Here is an 18,571-nt window from a genome sequence, read left to right on the forward strand (position 1 = left end):
TACCCATGCTAAACGGCAGCTTACGGATTTTCTGAACCTCGGCGCCTGGGCGCCGTGGGAAATGTGCGACGCTTTTCGCTCCCGGCGCCACTCGGCGCGTTCGCAACCAACCCCGCAAGCACCCGCGATCTTTTGTGGCGTTTTGTGCCATCATTCGATGACCCGAGTCCCACGCCCGCTTCCCTGAGAACCCCTCCATGCCGGATTCCCGCCCAGCGACTCCGATTGCGATGGCCGCCCCCGTGAACCGCCTGCTTGCCGTCGGTCGGCTCGACTACATCCTGCACAACCTCGACCTCGCGGGTTCGGTCAGCATCGCGGACCTCGCGGAGAAGCTCGGCGTTTCGCGCGAAACGATCCGCCGCGACCTGAAGACGCTCGCCGAGCAGGGGCGCGTGCATCTCGTTCATGGCGGCGGGGTCAAGCGCTCCGTGATCGAACCGTCGCTGGCCGCGCGCGAAGCGGCGAACGCGCTGGGCAAAGCCGCGATCGGCACCGCCGCGGCGCGCTTCGTCACCGACGGCATGGTCGTGCTGATCGACTCGGGCTCGACCACGCTGAGCCTCGCGGCCGCGCTCACGAACCAGTCGAACCTCACGGTCATCACGAACAGCCTGCCGATCGGGATGCTGTTGTGCCGCACGCCGGGCGTGAAGGTGGTGATGCTCGGCGGCGACATCGATTCGACCGACGAAGCCACGTTCGGCATCGAAACGATGGCGGCCCTCGCCCACTTCCGCGTCGACATCGTGTTCCTCGGCGTGGGCGGCATCTCGCCCGAGGGCGAATTCACCGATTACACGCGGCTCGCCGCCGAACAGCGCCACGTGATGATGAAATCGGGCAAGGCCGTGTACGTGCTGGCCGATCACAACAAGTTCGACAAGGGCACCCCGGTGCGGATCGCGCCCGTCCCGCAGATCGCGGGACTGATCGTAGACCGCGTGCCGCCCGCGCCGCTCGCCCGCGCATTCGCGCAGCAGCAGTGGCCCGTGATCGTCGCCAACGGCCAGGGCTAACCCGCACCCCCGCGCGCCACCGCTTCCCCGCTCTCCCTCCGAAAGCCCCACGCCCCTTGCGGGAAGGCCGCCGCACGCCTTTCTTGCGACCCCGAATGTGGCATTTTTTTGCATCTTGACGTTATTTGTTGCGTGGCCTAGAGTGCCCTCCATGCAGTTGACCGGCGTCACAGCGCCCCCTACGGAGACATTCCATGACGGCTTCCCCGTATTCCTTTCCCGCAACTTCCGAGACCGGCGATCCGCTTCTGCTGACGCCCGGCCCGCTCACCACGTCGCGCACGGTCAAGGCGGCGATGGTTCACGACTGGGGCTCGCGCGATGCCAACTTCATCGAGATCAACCGCTCGGTGCTCACGCGGCTCGCGGGCATCGCGAACGGCGCCGGCGACTGGGTTACCGTGCCGATGCAAGGCTCCGGCACGTTCGCGGTCGAGGCGATGCTCACCACGTTCGTGCCGGCCGACGGCGAAGTGCTGCTGCTGATCAACGGCGCGTACGGCAAGCGCGCGAAGCGCATCCTCGAGATCGCCGGGCGCAGGACCGTGGTGCACGAAACAGCCGAAGACACGCCGCCGGATCTCGCGGAAGTCGAGGCGTTGCTCGCGAGCCAGCCGTCGATCACGCATCTGTTCACGGTTCACTGCGAGACCACGTCGGGCATCCTGAATCCGATCGCGCAGATCGGCGCGCTCGCGGCCCGTTACGGCAAGCGCTATCTCGTCGATTCGATGAGCGCGTTCGGCGCGCTGCCGATCGACGTCCGCGCGATGCACATCGATGCGGTCGCCGCATCGTCCAACAAGTGCATCGAGGGTGTGCCGGGCCTCGGCTTCGTGATCTGCCGGCGCGATGCGCTCGCGCGCTGCGCGGGCAATGCCACGACGCTGGTACTCGATCTGCACGACCAGTGCACCAACCTCGAAAAGACCAGCCAGTACCGCTTCACGCCGCCCACGCACGTGATCGTCGCGTTCCACCAGGCACTCGACGAGTTCGACGCGGAAGGCGGCGTGGCCGGCCGCGGCGGCCGCTACCGCAGGAACTGCCGGATCCTGCTGGACGGCATGCGCGCGCTCGGCTTTCGGCCGCTGCTCGCAGCGGATCTGCAGGCGCCGATCATTGTCACGTTCCACATGCCGGACGATCCGCACTTCGTGTTCTCGCGCTTCTACGAGAGCTTGAAGGCGCGCGGCTTCGTGATCTACCCCGGCAAGCTGACGGTCGCGGATTCGTTCCGGATCGGCTGCATCGGCCGCATCGGCGAGACGGAGATGCGCGCGGCGCTCGCGGCGATCGCCGAGGTGCTCGAAGAAATGGGCGTGGCTGGCCTCGTCGAAAAAACCGCGTAAAGGAGAACACCATGAGCACGTTGCATGACAGCGCCGTCACGGTGAACGAGCGCGAATACCGCTTCCCGAACGCGCCCGTCGTCGTGATCTGTCTCGACGGGTCGGAGCCGGCCTATATCGAAGAGGCGATCAAGGCCGGATGCGCGCCCCATCTCGCGAAACTGCTGCGCACGGGCACGAGCCGCATCGCGCAGTGTGTGATCCCGAGCTTCACGAACCCGAACAACCTGTCTATCCTCACGGGCCGTCCGCCGAGCGTGCATGGGATCGCGGGCAACTACTTCTACGATCCGGCGAGCGGCGAAGAAGTGATGATGAACGACGCGCGCTTCCTGCGCGCACCGACCATCTTCGGCGCGTTTCACGCGGCCGGCGCGAAGGTCGCCGTGGTGACCGCAAAAGACAAGCTGCGCACGCTACTCGCGAAGGGGCTCGACTTCGCCGAAGGTCGCGCGATCGCGTTCTCCGCGGAAAAAGCCGATCAGGCCACGCTCGCCGGCAACGGCATCGGCAACGTGCTGTCGTTCGTCGGCATGCCGCTGCCCGACGTGTATTCGGCGGATCTGTCGGAGTTCGTGTTCGCCGCCGGCGTGAAGCTGCTGGAGACGTTCCAGCCGGACCTGATGTACCTGTCGACCACCGACTACGTGCAGCACAAGGCCGCGCCCGGCACACCGAAGGCGAACGACTTCTACGCAATGTTCGACCGCTACGTGGGCCAGCTCGACGCGGCCGGCTGCGTGCTCGCGATCACGGCCGACCACGGCATGAACGGCAAGCACGGCGCGAGCGGCGAACCCGACGTGCTGTATCTGCAGGACCTGTTCGACGCGTGGCTCGGCGCGCACCAGGCGCGCGTGATCCTGCCCATCACCGATCCGTACGTCGCGCATCACGGCGCGCTCGGCTCGTTCGCGACCATCTATCTGCACGAAGACGCCGATGCCGCGGCGCTGCTCAAACGCCTGCGCAAGACCGAAGGCATCGAACTCGCGCTCAGCCGCGGCGATGCATGCAAGCGCTTCGAGCTGCCGCCCGACCGGATCGGCGACATCGTCGTGATCGGCACGCGCGGCAAGGTGTTCGGCACGAGCGCGGCGCGCCACGACCTGTCCGGCCTCACCGAGCCGCTGCGCTCGCACGGCGGCCTGTCCGAACAGAACGTGCCGCTGCTCGTGAACCGGACCACCAGCTGGCCTGCAAAGCGCGAGCTGCGCAATTTCGACATCTTCGACGTCGCGCTCAATCACGTCGTGCTGACCGCGATCGCATAACAACGGACTCTTGAACGAGGTACGTAATGAACGTCATGACCCAATCCCCCGTCAGGCAGGAGTCGATGCGCATCGCCGGTCGGCACGTGAGCACCGACGATGTGATCGAAGTCTTCAATCCGTACACGAACGAGGTGGTCGGCACCGTGCCCACGGGCCGTCCCGAACATGTTCAGGAAGCCTTCGCAAAAGCGCACGCCGCGCGGCCGAAGCTGACGCGTTTCGAGCGTCAGCGTATCCTGCAGACCGCCGCCGAGACGCTGCGCGATCGCAAGGAAGACTTCGCGCGCCTGATTACCGCGGAGGCCGGTTTGTGCTGGAAGGACGCGCTGTACGAAGCGAGCCGCGCGTACGACGTGTGGTCGTTCGCCGCGCAGCTGACCATCAAGGACGACGGCGAAGTGTATGCATGCGACGTCAGCCCGAACGGCAAGAACCGCAAGATCTTCACGATGCGCACGCCGCTGCTCGGCGTGATTTCCGCGATCACGCCGTTCAACCATCCGCTGAACATGGTGAGCCACAAGCTCGCGCCGGCGATCGCGACCAACAACCGCGTCGTGCTGAAGCCGACCGAACTCACGCCGCTCACCGCGCTCGCGCTCGCCGACGTACTCTATGAAGCGGGGCTGCCGCCGGAGATGCTGAGCGTCGTCACCGGCAATCCGCGCACCCTCGGCGACGCGATGATCACCGATCCGCACTGCGACCTGATTACGTTCACGGGTTCGGTGCGGGTGGGCAAGTACATCGCGCAGAACGCCGGTTATCGCCGCACCGTGCTCGAACTCGGCGGCAACGATCCGCTGATCGTGATGGAAGACGTCGACCTCGATCGCGCCGCGCAGCTCGCCGTTGCGGGCGCCACGAAAAACTCGGGACAGCGCTGCACGGCGGTCAAGCGGATCCTCGTCGTCGAGAGCGTCGCGGATGCGTTCGTCGAACGCGTGCTGGTGCATGCGAAGAAGCTCAAATGCGGCGACCCGATGGACCCGACGGTCGACGTCGGCACCGTGATCAACGAGGCAGCCGCTGCACTGTTCGAGCGGCGCGTGGAAGACGCGGTCTCGCACGGCGCGCGCGTGCTGTACGGCGCACCGCGGCGCGGCGCGCTGTTCGCGCCGACCGTCGTCGATCACGTGCCGTACGACTGCGAGCTGGTGCACGAGGAAACCTTCGGGCCGGTGATTCCGATCGTCCGCGTGCCGGATCGCATCGACGACGTGATCCGCATCTCCAACTCGACCGCCTACGGCCTGTCTTCAGGAGTCTGCACGAACCGGCTCGACTACACGACGCGCTTCGTCCAGGAACTCGAGGTCGGCACCGTGAACGTGTGGGAAGTGCCGGGCTACCGCACCGAGATGTCGCCGTTCGGCGGCATCAAGGACTCGGGCAACGGCTACAAGGAAGGCATGGTCGAGGCGATGAAGAGCTACACGAACGTCAGGACCTGGTCGCTGCCCTGGGAGTAAGCCGCTTCATCTGAAAAAGAGACTTCAGGCGCCCGCGCACGCGCGGGACGCGCGCCGCCTGTGCGCGGCCACACGGGATTTTTCCGGCATCCGAACTCAACGAGAAGGAAGGTTGGACATGAAGACTCCATTGATCGCCGCGCTGACATGCGCAATCGCCGTCGTATCGACGCCCGTCCACGCAGAGTCCGACGTCGTGACCGTCTACAGCGCCGACGGTCTGCACGACGGCTCGCCGAGCTGGTTCGGCGAAGAGTTCGCCGCCTTCACGAAGGCGACGGGCATCAAGGTGCAATACATCGAGGCCGGTTCGAGCGGCGTCGTGGACCGCCTCGGCAAGGAAAAATCGAACGTCCAGGCCGACGTGCTCGTCACCATGCCGCCGTTCATGCAGAAGGCTGAGGCCGATGGTCTGCTGCAGCCGTACACGCCCGCCGGCGCCGACCGGATCGATCCGCGCAACAAGGACCCGAAAGGCGACTTCGTCGCGATGGTCGACAACTATCCGGGCTTCATCTACAACTCGGCGGCGCTGAAAACGCCGCCGAAGACCTACGCGGATCTGCTCGCGCCGCAGTACAAACAGAAAGTGCAGTACTCCACGCCGGGCCAGGCGGGCGACGGTACCGCGATGATGCTGCAGACCTTCCACGCGTTCGGCAGCAAGCGCGACGGCTTCGACTATCTGCGCAAACTGCAGGTGAATTCGCTCGGACCGTCGGCGTCGACCGGCAAGCTCACCGCGCTCGTCAACAAGGGCGAGCTCTACGTCGCCAATGGCGATCTGCAGATGAACCTCGCGCAGATGCGCGACAACCCGAACATCTCGGTGTTTTTCCCCGCGGGTCCCGACGGCCGCCGCGCGACCTTCTCGCTGCCCTACTACATCGGCCTCGTCGCCGGCGCGCCGCACACGGCCAACGGCCGGAAGCTGATCGACTTCCTGATCAGCGCGGACGCCCAGCAGGCGATCAGCAAGACGGCCTACGGTCTGCCGACGCGCACGGACGTGCACCCGACCGACAGCAACTTCAAGACGCTGAACGCGGCGCTGCAGGGCGTCGACATCTGGGAGCCCAACTGGAACCAGGTCATGCACGATCTGAAGGCCGACGTGGCGGCATACAACGACGCGATCGCGAGCAACTAATGGCCAATACCATCATCATGGAACCGGGGCCGCAGCAACGGGCCTCCGCGGCGCCGGCCGCCGTCGCGCACGGCGCGAGCGGCATCGGCTTCGAGAACGTGTCGGTGGCGTACGGCGGCCAGACGATCCTCGAGTCGCTGAACCTGAACGTGCGGCCGGGCGAAATCGTCGCGCTGATCGGGCCGTCCGGGTCGGGCAAGACCACCGCGTTGCGAGCGGTCGCGGGCTTCGTGCAGCCGCGCACCGGACGCATCCTGATCGGCGACCGCGACGTGACGCGACTGCCGCCGTACTCGCGCAACATCGGCATGGTCGTGCAGAACTACGCGCTGTTCCCGCACATGCGCGTGGAGGACAACGTCGCATTCGGATTGCGCGCACGCGGCGCGGGCGCCGACGTGATCCGGCAGCGCGTGCCGGAGTGTCTCGGACTCGTCGGCATGTCGAAGTACGCGACGCGCTATCCGCGCGAACTCTCCGGCGGCCAGCAGCAACGCGTCGCGATTGCCCGCGCGCTCGCGATCCGTCCGCAGGTGCTGCTGCTCGACGAACCGCTGTCGGCACTCGACGCGCAGATCCGCCGCTCGATGCTCGACGAACTCGCGAGACTGCATCGCAGCCTGCCGTCGCTGACGGTGCTGTACGTGACGCACGACCAGACGGAAGCGCTCACGCTCGCGAACCACATCGGCATCATGCGCGACGGCAAGCTGATCGCATATGGCGACACCCAGGGGCTGTACCGGCATCCGCCAAACCGCTTCGCCGCCGAATTCCTCGGGCGTGCGAACGTGCTGGCGGCGCAGCAGCTCGAACCGCTTGCGGACGGTTTCGCACGCGTGCGCTGCGGCGACGGCTTCATCTCCGGGCGCAACCATCACGGTCTCACGGCCGGCAGCGCGTGCTATGTGTGCGTGCGGCCGCACGACCTGCACTTCGAGCCGCGCTCGCCGGACGCGAACCGCGTAACGGGCGTCGTGCGCAGCGTGCAATGGCTCGGCGAACTGCATGATGTCGTGCTCGACGTCGGCGGCAAAACCGTGCGTCTGACGCGCGCGCAGCTGGCCCGCCCGCCCGAGCCGGGCACCGCGTTGTCGGCGCACTTCGATGCGGCCGACGTGACGCTCGTCCCGGAGGGAGAAGGCCATGGCTGATCTCGTCATTGCCCCGCCGGCTTCATCCGGCGGCTCGCGCGCGCACTGGCGCGGCCTCTGGATCGCGCCGCCGCTCGTCGTGCTCGCGGGCCTGTTCTTCTACCCGCTGTGCCTGATCGCGTTGCAGGCGTTCGCGAGCGACACCCACACGCTGACGCTCGCGAACTTCGAAACGGTACTGCGTTCCCGCCAGTTCATCAGCGGCCTGTATCACACGATCGCGATCGCGGTCAGCGCATCGGCGGGTTGCCTCGTGCTCGGCTTCGTGTTCTCGCTCGTGATCGCGTTCGTGCCGTTTCCCGGCGCGCGCTTCGTCGGACGCCTGATCGATACGTTCATCGCACTGCCCACCTTCCTCGTCGCGCTCGCGTTCACGTTCGTGTATGGGTCGGCGGGGATCCTGAACCAGTCGCTGATGTCGGCGTTTCATCTGCAGATGCCGCCCGTCGATTTCCTGTATACGCAATGGGGCGTCGTGCTGTCGGAGATCACCGTCTATACGCCGTTCATCATGCGGCCGCTGCTCGCCTGCTTCTCGCAGATCGAGAACTCGCAGATCGAAGTGGCCAGCAGTCTGGGCGCGCGGCCGCTCGGCATCGTCCGCAAGATCATCCTGCCGGCCGCGCTGCCCGCGTTGCTCGCAGGCGGCAGCCTGTGCCTGCTGTTGACGGTCAATGAGTTCGGCATCGTGCTGTTCATCGGCGCGAAAGACGTGATCACGCTGCCGCTGCTGATCTACGACAAGGCCATCCAGGAGTTCGACTACCCGACCGCGTGCGTGATCGCCGTCATCAATATCGCGCTGTCGCTCGGGCTCTATGCCTGCTACCAGGCCGTGATGTCACTGTGCGGAGGTCGCCGTGCTTCTGTGGACTAGATGGGCCCGCGTCTCGACGTGGAGCTTCGCCGCGCTGCTGTTCGTCGCCATCTATGGCCTGCCGGTCGCGATGATCGCGCTGGCGAGCGTGAGCGGACAATGGAACGGTATCCTGCCGAGTCATCTGACGCTCTCGCACTACACTCGGATCCTGCACTCCGAATCGCTGGACCAGTTGCGCGTAAGCGTGACGACCGGCGCGGTGGCGAGCGCCGCGGCGCTCGTCGCCGGTACGTGGTCGGCGCTTGCGCTGCGTCAGTTCAAGGGCACGCCATCGCGGATCCTGAACGTGGTGTTCTTCCTGCCGAGCGCGGTGCCGTCGGTCTCGATCGGTCTCGGGCTGCTGGTTGCGTTCAGCCAGCGTCCGCTGCTGCTCAACGGCACAGCGACGATCGTATTCGTCGCGCACTTCCTGCTGATCTCCGCGTTCACGTACGGCAATGTGTCCGCCGGGCTCGCACGGTTCGCACCGGAATACGGCGAGGTGGCCGAAAGCCTTGGCGCGCGTCCGCTCTACAAGCTGACGCGCGTGACGCTGCCGCTCGTCGCGCCCTATCTGCTGGCCGCGTTCAGTCTGAGCTTCGCGCTGTCGATGGGCGAGCTCGGCGCGACGCTGATGATCTACCCGCCCGGCTGGGTCACGCTGCCGGTCGGCATCTTCGCGCTCTCCGACCGCGGCGCGATCTTCGATGCGGCGACACTGACGATGGTGCTCGGCGGCGGCACGCTGCTCGTGCTGCTCGCTTTGTCTCGTGTGTCGAGCCGCGCAGCGGTGCGATGAGAAGCAGCACTATGAAAGACGGGCGACCCGTTCCGCGCGCAACGAACGAGGTCCGATAACGACAACGCAACAGGGAGCGTTCCGGTGATCCTGATCGCGCTGCATCTGGCAGGAGGCGTCGCGTTACTGACGTGGGGCTTGCACATGGTCGAGTCGGGACTGATGCGGGCCTTCGGCGCGTCGCTCAGGCGCTTCATGGCGCGCAGTCTCGGCAACCGCTTCAACGCATTCTGCGCGGGCCTCGCGATCACCGGCGCGCTGCAAAGCAGCACGGCCACCGGCATGATCGCGTCGTCGTTCGCCGCGCGCGGGATGATGGCCCCGGTGACCGGACTCGCGGTGATGCTCGGCGCGAATGTCGGCTCGACGCTGATCGTGCAGGCGTTCTCGCTGGACCTGAGCTGGATCTCGCCCGCCTGCCTGTTGATCGGCATGGCGATGTTCGAGAAAGGCAAGGGCTCGCGCAACCGCGACATCGGCCGTGCGTCGATCGGCCTCGGCCTGATGCTGCTCGCACTTACGCTGCTCGTATCGACGGTGCAGCCAGCCGAATCGGCACCCGCGCTGCGCACGGTGCTCGGCGCGCTCGCCGACGAACCGGTGCTGAACGCGGTGCTTGCGTGCGTGCTGACATGGGCTGCGCATTCGAGCATTCCGGTCGTGCTGTTCGTGATGTCGCTCGCGAAAGTGCATACCGTATCGATGGCGACCGCGATCGCGATGGTGCTGGGCGCGAACGTGGGCAGCGCGCTCAACCCGTGGTTCGAAGCCGCGAAGGGCGACGATCTGAGCCGCCGCCGTCTGCCGGGTGGCAATCTGCTGCTGCGCGGCGGTGCCTGCCTGGTGTTGCTGCCGTTCTGCTCGCTGCTCGCGGGGTGGCTCGATTCGCTGCCCGGCGATCCGAGCCGCGCGATCGCGAATTTTCACACCGGCCTGAACGTGACGATCGCGGTCGTGTTCATCGGCGTACTCGAGCCGGTTGCGCGTCTGCTCGAACGGTTGATGCCGGCGCAGCCTTCGGGTGCTGACGCGGACGCCCCGCGTCACCTCGATGAAACGGCCTTGCTAACGCCATCGCAGGGACTGGCGTGCGCGGCCCGCGAGGTGCTGCGGATGAGCGAGATCGTCGAGATCATGTTGCGCGAATGCGTGCCGGCGCTGCTCTCGAACGATCGACGCACGGTCAACGAAGTGGCCGACCGCGACGACGCCGTCGATGCTTTCCACGACGCGATCAAGCACTACGTGACCGAACTGACGCGCAAGCCGCTCGGCGAGCAGGATCAACGATGGGCGTCGGCTATCATGACGGCGGTGATCAACCTCGAACACATCGGCGATATCGTCGACAAGAACCTGCTCGAGCTCGCGCAGAAAAAGATCCGGTCGCAGCTGAGCTTTTCGGCGGAAGGCGCCGAAGATCTGCGCCTGATGCACGATGCGGTGGTCGCCAGCTTTCACCGTGCACAGGCGCTGCTCGTATCGGGGCGCAGGCAAACGGCCGAAGCGGTGCTCGCCGACAAGCAGACATTGCGGCATCTGGAGCGGACCGCTCGCGAGCGTCACCTCGAACGGCTGCGCGAGCGCCAGCCGGATAGTCTGACATCGAGTGCGCTGCATCTCGACGTGCTGCGCGACCTCGTGCGCATTCAGTCGCATATCTGCGCGCTGGCCTACCCGCTGCTGGAGCGACAGGAGAACGACGAGGCCGCGCTGGAACGTGCCGACTCCAACGTCGTCGACCCAGGCTGGCGAGGAAACTGAACTTACCGACCATGAAGATCGCTGCGCTATCCGATATCCACGGCAACTTCGGCGCACTGGACGCCGTGCTGGACGACATCCGCCGCCAGGGCGCGGACGTCATCGTCAATCTCGGCGACATCGTGTCGGGGCCGCTGTATCCAGCGGAGACCGTTGACCGACTCATACCGTTGGCATTCCCGACGATCAAGGGCAATCACGAACGGCAGCTGCTGGCTGCCGACCTTTCCCGCATGCGGGCCTCGGACCGGTTTGCGCGCGGCGCGCTGCGCACCGGGCATCTGGCGTGGATCGAAGCGCTGCCCGCCACGCTGCGACTCGACGGAAACGTGCTGCTCGTGCACGGAACACCGCAGGACGATCTCACGTTTTTCCTCGAAACCATCACGCCCGATGGATGCCGCCCCGCGACGCCCGATGAGGTCAGCCTGCGGGCCGCCGGTGTCGACGCCAGCTTGATCCTGTGCGGCCATACCCATATCGCACGATCGGTGAAGCTCGCGGACGGCAGGCTGATCGTGAATCCCGGCAGCGTGGGGTTGCAGGCTTATACGGATACCGAACCGTTTCCGCATCGCATCGAGACGGGCTCTCCGCATGCACGCTATGCGATGGTGACCAGCACGCCGCGTGGGTGGGAAACGGAATTCCGGCAGGTTGAATACGACTGGAACAGCGCCGCGGACCGGGCCGCCGCGAATGGCCGGCCGGAATGGGAGACTGCGTTGCGCAGCGGGTATTGCTGACGCTGACCAATCGGTCGCCGATAGTTGGAACGCGCCACTCAACCCCGCTCCCGCGCTGGCAAATGACTGGGCCGTACGAATCGTACTGACGCTTCCCGAACTTGAGCTGCCGTTCAGGCTCGCGACACCGCAACGTCCGTTCCCAATGCGCGAGCGCCGCTCGCCGTACGGGAGTTGCCTCAATGCACTCCAAAATCTGACTGAAGCCTTCTCAGTTTCGACGGGGTGACGTTGAATTCGCGCTTGAACCAATGTATGAGATGTGAGCTGTCTGTAAAGCCGCACTCGTATGCGATCTGCGTGATCGACCGGTCGCTGTTGACCACCATCCATTTTGCGGCATTGAGGCGCATGCCCCTCCAATACTGAAGGGGAGCCACACGTAGATGTTTCCTGAAGAGTCGGGTCAGCTCGCGCTCGGTCGTTCCGATCGCTTGCGCGATGCCTGCAATCGAGCCCGGCTCAAACGTTCGTTGCCTCATCAGGCCAACTGCGTTTACAACCCGACGGTCCGGGCAATGCAGGCCGATTTCGGAGTCATCCTTCATAGCCTGTATCTCTTCGAAACCCCGATCGGCCATCAAATAGTGAAGCGCCTTGTGCGATCGCGTGTTTCCGCAGTTGGTCGTGACCAGATGCATCGCGAGATTGATCGCCGCAAGTCCGCCCGGGCAGGTAATGAATCCGCCGTCCACGACGACCGGGGCATCCGTCACAGCGATGACGTCCGGAAAATTGCTCTGCATCGCCTGCGCCAGCGAGAAATGAACAGCACATCGTTTTCCGGCCAAATATCCCAGTTCAGCAAGAATGAATTGACCGGTGCATAGCCCGACGACAGGAACGCGTGCTTCGACGCACGATTGTATGAATCGGTAAAGCTCGTCTGGGATCGGCTCGGCACTATGAAGCAGACCGCCGTGCACCACAACATAGTCAAATTCGGATGGATCGCCGAAGCGTTTCGTCGGCAACATCGGGAATCCGCAACTTGATCGAATGGGCGACATCTCGTGAGACAGAAGATCCCACGAGCAGTAGATTTGCCTGCTAAAGTCCGCCTCGTCGGCCGACAGTCGCAGAAACTCGACGAAGCACGAAAGCGACATCAGGGTGAAATCCGGAGTCGGTGCGATGCCGATTCTGAGCGGCACCTCCACCTCCGGCGCAGACTTGACCGGCCGCAGAAAGGAATAGTCGCCCCGCATTTGTTGCCTCCAGTGCCGTGCCATCAATTGTCCGAAACGTACAATTTTTTTGAACAGCGGGCAATTATAGTTTTCGGCATCAACACGCAAACGGCACGGAGGCGCCACCTTGAAGATCACGAAGATCTCTCTCTATCAGATCGACCTACCCCTCAAAGAGGGTTCTTATAGCTGGTCCACGTTTTCGTTTGCGTCGTTCGACTCAACTGTGATCGTTGTAGAAACGGACGCTGGACTCACCGGCGTCGGCGAAATCTGCCCGCTCGGACCGTCGTATCTGCCCGCCTACGCTGAAGGCGCCCGCGCGGGCCTCATCAAGATTGCCGGAGGCCTGATCGGGGAAGACCCGTGCCAGATTGGTCGAATCAATGTCCGTATGGACGAGCTTCTCAAAGGTCATCCGTATGTGAAGTCCGCGTTGGATATGGCTTGCTGGGACATCCTGGGCAAGGCGACCAGCCAGCCGGTCTACAACCTGCTCGGCGGGCGTCTGCAAGACGCGGTCAAGCTGTTCAAGGTGGTGAGTCGGCAAGATCCCGACGCCATGGCGAAGAAAATTCGGGAGTATCAAGACCAGGGCTTCAAACAGTTCCAGATGAAGGTCGGCGCGGGCGCGGATTCCGATATCGAGCGGATCCGCAAGGTGTCCGCGGAACTACACCCCGGCAATGTCCTGGCAGCAGATGCGAACACCGGATGGAAGCAGCACGAAGCGCTGCGGGTGGTCAAAGCAGTTCGGGACGTCGATATCTACATCGAACAGCCGTGCCTCAGCTACGAGGAATGCCTCACGGTCAGGCAGCATTCGGATCATCCAATGATCCTCGACGAATGCATGGAAGACATTCGCTTGCTGATGCGTGGCTATCAGGACCGTGCGATGGACGTGGTCAATCTCAAGGTGAGTCGTGTAGGCGGTCTGACGAAGGCCAGGCAATTCCGGGATCTCGCCGTGACGCTGGGAATTTCGCTCACCATTGAAGACTCGTGGGGCGGAGAAATTGCGACTGCCGCGCTTTGCCACCTCGCGCACTCGACACCATCCAGTTTCCACTTCCAGTCGTCGGCGTTCCATGAGTACCACAACGTCACTGTCGCTTCAGGGGGGCCGGAACTGAACGACGGCTACATGTCAGTTTCGGCCCAGCCGGGTCTTGGTGTCACGCCAAACACGGACGTTCTCGGTGACCCTGCCGCCGTCATCGGTCAATCGGCTTGATACGGACCGCGCACGTAGTGAAGCATTCGATTGTCTTCGCAATCGGGTGCTCCTCCTTGCCGATGGTGTGCAGCAGCTAACGTTAGTTCAAGATCCGGATTTTTGCGAAGACGAGGGAAATAACCCGATGAGCGCTGTGATGTTGTCCGTTCGAGATATTCGTTCCGTCATGACGTGGGAACGCGCTATTCAGGCACTTCGCGAGGGTCACCTTGGGGCACGGCCGAGCACTAAAGACCTGCTGCTGCAAAACGGTTCCTTCAGCCTTTTTTCAAGGGGCGTCATCCTCCCCGGCTATGGGGCAGGCGTCAAGATCGCTTCCATTTTTCCGCCAAATGTACATAGAGAAGTACCGCTGCCGACCGAGGACGCTGTCTTCGTTGTAATCGACGAAGACGGGAAGTCCATCTCGTACATACTCGATGGCCCGGAAATCACACGCTGGAAGACCGCTGCAGACTCGGCGCTTGCATCCGCGATATTGTCGGCCAATGACAGCAAGACATTGCTCGTAATTGGAGCAGGGCCTATCGCACTCGCGTTGGCGCAGGCGCATATCCACGTCAGGCCATCCATCGAGCGGATCATGCTATGGAACCGTACTCCGCAGAAGCTTGGCAGCGTCGCCCAGACATTGGTGCAACCAGGCCGGACGATTGATGTGGTCACGGATGTTAACGACGCTGTATCACAAGCCGACATCGTCTCCGCGGCCACAGGCTCCGTCATTCCGATCATCAAGGGCCGGTATTTGAAGCCCGGCGCACATGTCGATCTCGTCGGCGGATACCGGCCCGACATGCGCGAGGCTGACGACGACGTGATTGCACAAGCCGACGTTTTTGTCGACTTCAGAGACACAGCCGTCGAAGCTGGAGACATCACACAAGCCATTGCCAACGGCTCGCTGGCCCGAAGCGATATCAAGAGCGATCTTTTCGAAATGGTTCGGGCTGCACCAACACGAAGCGGGAAGACGACCGTGTTTAAGAACGCAGGCGGAGCGCACTTAGACCTTCTCATCGCGCTAGCGGCTGCCAGAGAATTGGGCGCCAGCGTATAAGAGCGGAGCCGAGGGCCCGCTTCGCTCGCCAGAGGAAGTTCAGCAAGGCTGGTGCGGAGCGGTCGTCCTGATGTCCGATCGACGTTGCGGGCGTATGGCGCTTGATGCGCCGACCGCCGCCGGACGCAGATGGCTGTGCTCGACACGTTAGAGCCACTCAAAATTGTCCGCCTGCGCGGAGGATCCGCTAAGCAGTGTGACGTCGGTATAGAGCCAGAGAGCCTGCGAGCAAAACCAGCATAGCGCCGCAAGACCGTTCGAGCCATAGCGCTCCCGACGCTTTCAGCAGGCGAATTGCACGTGCGCCGAGCAGCGCGTAGCCGAACATGATCGAGCAATCCAGCATCGCGAACGTTATCGCGAGTGCCACATACTGCGACGCAAGTGGTGCGGACGGTGTGATGAACTGAGGCAGAAACGCGGAGAAGAACAGATATCCTTTTGGATTCGTGACTGCGGTAAGGAAACTCTTGAGGAAAATCGCGGAGTTGCTATCGTGGTCCACGTCGCCATGCCCGCTTGCGACGTTAAACGAACCCTTTGACATCAATAATCTAACGCCAATATACGCGAGGTAGGCCGCGCCCAACCACTTAACGACATTAAACCAGAACGCCGACGCGGCCAGCAGCGCACCAAGGCCAAGCGCCACGGCGAAAATCAACACGAAGTCGGAGGTGACCGCCCCAGCGAACCCGTAAGCGGCGCGGCGAAGGCCATAGCGCGAGCCATTGGTTAAAGGAAGCAGAACTGTCGGTCCGGGAGTTACGATACCCATAAAGGCTACTGCGGCAAAAATGAGCAAAGTGCTTTCGCGCACGATGATCTTCTCCGTTTTGAGTGAGCGAGACAGGTCAAACGGTCACCAGGTATAGTCCGCATTCTCATCTCCAACTCACACATGGCCCCAGCGGCCTCGCATGCGCGGAAACGCCAAGTGTCTATCGCAAGCGCGACGTTAGCACGATGATCAATGACGGCGGCTCCTGGCCGTTCGTCGCCCGTCGTGCCAGGTATGACGAGCGGGACCCGCTTGCCCGGCAGGATAGGGAACCTTCCTGCCGGTTGGTCGCAAAAAATCGCGCTACAGAATCCTGTCCAGCGCTGTGGCGAATCTGGCGACAGCGCTTTCGACGTCCTGCAGTTTGTCCAGACCGAATAACCCGACGCGGAAAGTCTTGAAATCGTCGGGCTCATCGCATTGGAGTGGAACGCCGGGCGCGATCTGCAGGCCGGCATCGGCGAATTTCTTGCCGGATCGTATGCCGTCGTCGTCCGTATAGCAGACCACAACCCCCGGCGCCTCAAAACCTGCGGCGGACACGCTTTTGAAACCTTTGTCGCTCAAGAGCGAGCGAATGCGCTTGCCAAGTTCGAGTTGATCCGCTCTTGCCTTCTTGAAGCCGTATGCCTCGGTTTCCTTCAGAACGTCGCGCAGCGTCGCGAGACTGTCCGTGGGCATCGTGGCGTGATACGCGAAGCCGCCATTCTCGTACGCTTCCATGATTTGAAGCCATTTGCGAAGGTCGCATGCGAAACTGGTGCTGGTTGTCTCGTCGATTCTTTCGCGAGCGAGCGGGCCAAGCATAACCAGTGCACAGCATGGTGGTGCGCTCCATCCTTTTTGCGGCGCGCTGATCAGAACATCCACGCCGCACGCCTGCATGTCGACCCAGACGGTACCCGAGGCGATGCAGTCGAGTACGAACATGCCGCCGGCGGCATGAACGGCGTCAGACACCGCTCGCAAATAGTCGTCCGGCAGCATCATTCCGGATGCGGTTTCGACATGAGGCGCGAAGACCAGATCCGGCTTCTTATCCCTGATCGCAGCGACCACTTCCTCGATTGGTGCTGGTGCAAATGCGGCCTGCCTTCCTTGTTCGATCGGGCGCGCCTTCAACACCATCGCTTCAGACGGGATGTCTCCCATGTCGAAAATCTGTGACCAGCGAAAACTGAACCACCCGTTACGGATGATCAGGCACTTCCTGTCCGTCGCGAACTGCCGGGCAACGGCTTCCATGCCGAAAGTCCCGCTGCCAGGCACGACAACGGCCGACTTCGCGTTGTAGACTTTTTTAAGGTTGTCGGAAATGTCGCGCATGACGCCCTGAAAGAGCTGCGACATGTGATTGATCGATCGATCCGTGTAAACGACGGAATATTCAAGCAGCCCCTCGCGATCGACGTCGGGAAGTAATCCTGGCATGTTCGCCTCCGAAAATGGACGAATAAGAGAATCGAAACCAGATTCTAACGAAAGCGACCGCCAGCGGCACCGATTGAGACACCCTCGTACCGAGCCAGCCGCCGGCGACACGATAGCGCCGCCGGCATCCCTCAACGCTCAGGCGCCCTCAAAAGCGCGTCCGTACACCAGCGCCCACAGTACTTCCGGTCGAAAGCCCCGAGAACCGATCGTACATATAGCCCGCATAGACATCTGTGCGCCTGGACAGCGGATAGTCATAGCTCAGCGAAGCCGTCCGGCGCATCTGGTTCAACATACTGTCATCTCGCGAATACGCGTACGACACCAGGACTCGCCCCAGTCCCAACGCGATCGCCGCACCGCCTTGCAGCATGTTCACGTGATAGCTGCTGCCGAGGAGCTGGTTGTCCGCATACGTGTACTCGCCGAACAGCTTGACGACATGCGCATCATAGGACGCACCCAGCTGCGCCGCAGTCTGGCTGCGCACAGCAAAGCCACGCAGCAGACTGCCGAGATCGCCGGGCGCGGAACTGAAGTTCAGATACTGCCAGGTCGCCCCGACAGCCAGCGCGCCTCGCGTGAACGTCGCCTGCGCAGCAACTTTTTTTGACCGGTCGTCGCCGGCCTGATCACCGAACGCGTACATGACGCGCCCGACCAGACCGTTGAAACTGGTCGTCGCATATTGAACGGCATTGCCCCACGAAGTACCGCCGGGAATACCCTGCGCGGTTCGATAGCTCGGGTACGTGCCCAGACCGGCGTAGAGCTGATTGATCGTCGGCGAAAAAGTGAACGACGCGTAGAACGGATTGAACTGTGCCGACTGAAGATAAAGCAGACTGCTCTGCTGCCCAAGCGTCAGCGTGCCATAGGGAGATGCGACACCCACGAAAGCATTGCGGGAGAAAAATGAATCGCCGTTGAACGAACCGTACTGGCCGCTTTGCGGCCGGAAGAACCCTTCCACGGCAAACAGCGTTTGATATCCTCCACCGAGATCTTCGTGCCCGCCCAGTCCCCAGAACGACGTCGACAAGCCGCCCCCACCCATTTCAGCGGCGCCGGTTTTACCAGGTAAGCGCAGATAACCGACCCAGGCGTCCACGATCCCATACAACTGAACGCTCGATTGCGCATGAGCGGGAATTGCGATTGCCACCACCCCGATAGCCGCGACAAAACGGCAGAGGTCTTTCACTCTGGTGTTGCAGATAGTTTTGATCAGCATGATGTCGACTCTTGATTCGTTCGAATGACGCGCGCACGCC

General features: G+C 63.1%; 16 protein-coding genes. 12 read left to right on the forward strand and 4 right to left on the reverse strand.

The genetic code is table 11. The annotated features are described in order from the left end of the window. The first annotated feature begins 242 nt into the window (after positions 1–242). The 10 genes from DVS29_RS05040 to DVS29_RS05085 all read left to right on the forward strand — a co-directional run bounded on the left by DVS29_RS05040 (position 243) and on the right by DVS29_RS05085 (position 11,592). On the forward strand, positions 243–1,019 hold the full coding sequence (locus DVS29_RS05040; RefSeq protein ID WP_240655462.1) for a DeoR/GlpR family DNA-binding transcription regulator: 777 nt from the start codon (positions 243–245) through the stop codon (positions 1,017–1,019). Between the two features lie 194 nt (positions 1,020–1,213). Beyond that, complete coding sequence (locus DVS29_RS05045) at positions 1,214–2,371, forward strand: 2-aminoethylphosphonate--pyruvate transaminase (RefSeq protein ID WP_118179325.1); 1,158 nt, start codon at positions 1,214–1,216, stop codon at positions 2,369–2,371. A gap of 11 nt (positions 2,372–2,382) precedes the next feature. After that, complete coding sequence (gene phnA / locus DVS29_RS05050) at positions 2,383–3,645, forward strand: phosphonoacetate hydrolase (protein ID WP_118179326.1); 1,263 nt, start codon at positions 2,383–2,385, stop codon at positions 3,643–3,645. A gap of 26 nt (positions 3,646–3,671) precedes the next feature. Beyond that, positions 3,672–5,120 carry a phosphonoacetaldehyde dehydrogenase gene (gene phnY, locus DVS29_RS05055; RefSeq protein ID WP_118179327.1) on the forward strand — a complete coding sequence of 483 codons (1,449 nt, stop codon included), beginning with the start codon at positions 3,672–3,674 and terminating at the stop codon, positions 5,118–5,120. Positions 5,121–5,238: 118 nt separating this feature from the next. Beyond that, positions 5,239–6,270 carry a 2-aminoethylphosphonate ABC transporter substrate-binding protein gene (locus tag DVS29_RS05060; protein WP_118179328.1) on the forward strand — a complete coding sequence of 344 codons (1,032 nt, stop codon included), beginning with the start codon at positions 5,239–5,241 and terminating at the stop codon, positions 6,268–6,270. Beyond that, a complete protein-coding gene (locus tag DVS29_RS05065) occupies positions 6,270–7,424 on the forward strand; it encodes an ABC transporter ATP-binding protein (protein WP_118179329.1) in 1,155 nt (384 codons plus the stop codon). The genes DVS29_RS05060 and DVS29_RS05065 overlap by 1 nt, the downstream gene beginning before the upstream one ends. Then, the gene (locus DVS29_RS05070) at positions 7,417–8,301 is read left to right on the forward strand and encodes a 2-aminoethylphosphonate ABC transporter permease subunit (protein ID WP_118179330.1); all 885 of its coding nucleotides are present in this window, start codon (positions 7,417–7,419) and stop codon (positions 8,299–8,301) included. The genes DVS29_RS05065 and DVS29_RS05070 overlap by 8 nt, the downstream gene beginning before the upstream one ends. Beyond that, on the forward strand, positions 8,285–9,082 hold the full coding sequence (locus DVS29_RS05075; RefSeq protein WP_118179331.1) for an ABC transporter permease subunit: 798 nt from the start codon (positions 8,285–8,287) through the stop codon (positions 9,080–9,082). The genes DVS29_RS05070 and DVS29_RS05075 overlap by 17 nt, the downstream gene beginning before the upstream one ends. Positions 9,083–9,166: 84 nt before the next feature. Beyond that, on the forward strand, positions 9,167–10,846 hold the full coding sequence (locus tag DVS29_RS05080) for a Na/Pi cotransporter family protein (protein WP_118179332.1): 1,680 nt from the start codon (positions 9,167–9,169) through the stop codon (positions 10,844–10,846). Between the two features lie 11 nt (positions 10,847–10,857). Next, positions 10,858–11,592 (forward strand): metallophosphoesterase family protein, encoded by a 735-nt coding sequence (locus DVS29_RS05085; RefSeq protein WP_118179333.1) that lies wholly within the window; start codon positions 10,858–10,860, stop codon positions 11,590–11,592. 179 nt (positions 11,593–11,771) lie between these two features. Here DVS29_RS05085 and DVS29_RS05090 read toward each other — a convergent pair whose 3' ends face one another. Next, entirely contained in the window at positions 11,772–12,920 is a 1,149-nt protein-coding gene (locus DVS29_RS05090) for a GlxA family transcriptional regulator (protein ID WP_240655463.1), read from the reverse strand. Here DVS29_RS05090 and DVS29_RS05095 point away from each other — a divergent pair. After that, complete coding sequence (locus DVS29_RS05095; RefSeq protein WP_118179335.1) at positions 12,910–14,019, forward strand: cis-3-hydroxy-L-proline dehydratase; 1,110 nt, start codon at positions 12,910–12,912, stop codon at positions 14,017–14,019. The two genes, DVS29_RS05090 and DVS29_RS05095, sit on opposite strands and share 11 nt — an antisense overlap. Then, on the forward strand, positions 13,985–15,082 hold the full coding sequence (locus DVS29_RS05100; RefSeq protein WP_205962403.1) for an ornithine cyclodeaminase family protein: 1,098 nt from the start codon (positions 13,985–13,987) through the stop codon (positions 15,080–15,082). Before DVS29_RS05095 ends, DVS29_RS05100 begins: the two co-directional genes overlap by 35 nt. 187 nt (positions 15,083–15,269) lie before the next feature. Here DVS29_RS05100 and DVS29_RS05105 read toward each other — a convergent pair whose 3' ends face one another. From DVS29_RS05105 to DVS29_RS05115, 3 genes are all read right to left on the reverse strand, one after another. Continuing rightward, positions 15,270–15,902 (reverse strand): LysE family translocator, encoded by a 633-nt coding sequence (locus DVS29_RS05105; RefSeq protein WP_118179336.1) that lies wholly within the window; start codon positions 15,900–15,902, stop codon positions 15,270–15,272. 264 nt (positions 15,903–16,166) lie between these two features. After that, the gene (locus tag DVS29_RS05110; RefSeq protein ID WP_118179337.1) at positions 16,167–17,294 is read right to left on the reverse strand and encodes an aminotransferase class V-fold PLP-dependent enzyme; all 1,128 of its coding nucleotides are present in this window, start codon (positions 17,292–17,294) and stop codon (positions 16,167–16,169) included. 148 nt (positions 17,295–17,442) lie between these two features. Further along, the gene (locus tag DVS29_RS05115) at positions 17,443–18,531 is read right to left on the reverse strand and encodes a porin (protein WP_118179388.1); all 1,089 of its coding nucleotides are present in this window, start codon (positions 18,529–18,531) and stop codon (positions 17,443–17,445) included. Positions 18,532–18,571 lie beyond the last annotated feature (40 nt).

Origin of the sequence: Paraburkholderia phosphatilytica (assembly GCF_003443895.1) — a bacterium.
Lineage (GTDB): Bacteria > Pseudomonadota > Gammaproteobacteria > Burkholderiales > Burkholderiaceae > Paraburkholderia > Paraburkholderia phosphatilytica.

Coding starts and splice junctions, on each gene's coding strand:
- phnY (WP_118179327.1), top strand. CDS start 3,672: ATGAACGTCATGACCCAATCCCCCGTCAGGCAGGAGTCGATGCGCATC.
- DVS29_RS05115 (WP_118179388.1), bottom strand. CDS start 18,531: ATGCTGATCAAAACTATCTGCAACACCAGAGTGAAAGACCTCTGCCGT.
- DVS29_RS05110 (WP_118179337.1), bottom strand. CDS start 17,294: ATGCCAGGATTACTTCCCGACGTCGATCGCGAGGGGCTGCTTGAATAT.
- DVS29_RS05070 (WP_118179330.1), top strand. CDS start 7,417: ATGGCTGATCTCGTCATTGCCCCGCCGGCTTCATCCGGCGGCTCGCGC.
- DVS29_RS05060 (WP_118179328.1), top strand. CDS start 5,239: ATGAAGACTCCATTGATCGCCGCGCTGACATGCGCAATCGCCGTCGTA.
- DVS29_RS05085 (WP_118179333.1), top strand. CDS start 10,858: ATGAAGATCGCTGCGCTATCCGATATCCACGGCAACTTCGGCGCACTG.
- phnA (WP_118179326.1), top strand. CDS start 2,383: ATGAGCACGTTGCATGACAGCGCCGTCACGGTGAACGAGCGCGAATAC.
- DVS29_RS05045 (WP_118179325.1), top strand. CDS start 1,214: ATGACGGCTTCCCCGTATTCCTTTCCCGCAACTTCCGAGACCGGCGAT.
- DVS29_RS05065 (WP_118179329.1), top strand. CDS start 6,270: ATGGCCAATACCATCATCATGGAACCGGGGCCGCAGCAACGGGCCTCC.